Below are 1,285 nucleotides of genomic sequence, written 5' to 3' on the forward strand. Positions count from 1 at the left end.
TCTATTAAAAATGTATAATCTGTAGTTTTTGTATCAAAAAATCTTTTTAAGTATACTCTTGGATCAAATACATAGTTGTAATCACATATTATTACATCACTTAAATTTGTTAAATCTAAAGATAATTCAAATGGACAAAGCATATATTCTTCACTTATTTTTTCTATGTTTTCTTTTGAGTAATCATTATATTTTAATAAGATATCTTTTAATGAATTGTTTATTCTGTCAAAATATCCATTTGCATAAGGACAATATTCTGGATTGCAGTTTACTTCTTCCATTTTGCATATTTTTTCCTTTGCTGTTATTGTTACTGCTTTTAAATTTAAGTCCTTTTTTCTCATTAAATAAATAGTATTTTGTGCTACTTCTCTAGTTATAGTTTTTGCTGTAAGATAAAATATTTTAGATGTTTTATCTTCTCCCATAGCTTTTATAGCTGGAAAAAGTGTTGATATAGTTTTTCCTATTCCTGTAGGGGCTTGTGCAAAGCATTTTTTACTATCTGTTATGCTTTTATATACTCTTACAGCTAGTTCTCTTTGACCTGGTCTATAGTTTTCAAATGGGAATTTTAACTTTTTTATTGATTCATTCCTTTTATTTACCCAATCACTTTCTAATTGTGCCCAACTCTTATATTCATCTATTAACCAAAAGAAAAATTCTTCAAGCTCTTTTAGTGTATAGCTTTGTCTTAGTATTCTTGTAGATTTTGTATCTATGTTGTAATAGGTTATTTGTATATCTATGTTATCTAATTCATTTTGCATAGAGTATATATATCCATAACACTTTGCTTGTGCCCAGTGTAGTGGATTTGTATTTTCATCTATTAATAGTAAGTCTTTGGTTGTTGTTTTTATTTCATCTATTATTGTTTTTTCATCTTCTATTAGTATTCCATCTGCCCTACCTTCTACCATTATTTCTAAATCTTCATAAGTTAAGGTATATTTTAAAGGTACTTCGGCAGTATAATTATCACCATAGGATTTTTGTACTCTTTGATGACCTCTTATTCCTTCTATAGCTTTTATAGAACTTGTATATCTATTGTCTATACTTCCATGTCTCATTATAAATTCCACTAGATTTCTAATGGATATTTTTATTATTTTATTCATTGTTATATCCTTATATTTTTTTTATTTTACCTTTATAAGTATATCCTATTTTTGAATATAAAAATATACAAATTAAAAGGAGATTAGTTTAATCTCCTTATTATGCTTCTTTTATACTATACTTTTCTATAAACTTACATGGATGGTAGGATAAC

1 protein-coding gene is annotated in these 1,285 nt (G+C 25.8%); it reads right to left on the reverse strand.

Annotated features, from left to right (window positions below; genetic code table 11):
* Positions 1-1,130: DEAD/DEAH box helicase (locus BN7997_RS14080; protein WP_143023249.1), on the reverse strand; the 1,130-nt coding region annotated here is incomplete at its 3' end.
* Positions 1,131-1,285: the final 155 nt, after the last annotated feature.

Source organism: Romboutsia timonensis (assembly GCF_900106845.1).
GTDB classification, from domain to species: domain Bacteria; phylum Bacillota; class Clostridia; order Peptostreptococcales; family Peptostreptococcaceae; genus Romboutsia; species Romboutsia timonensis.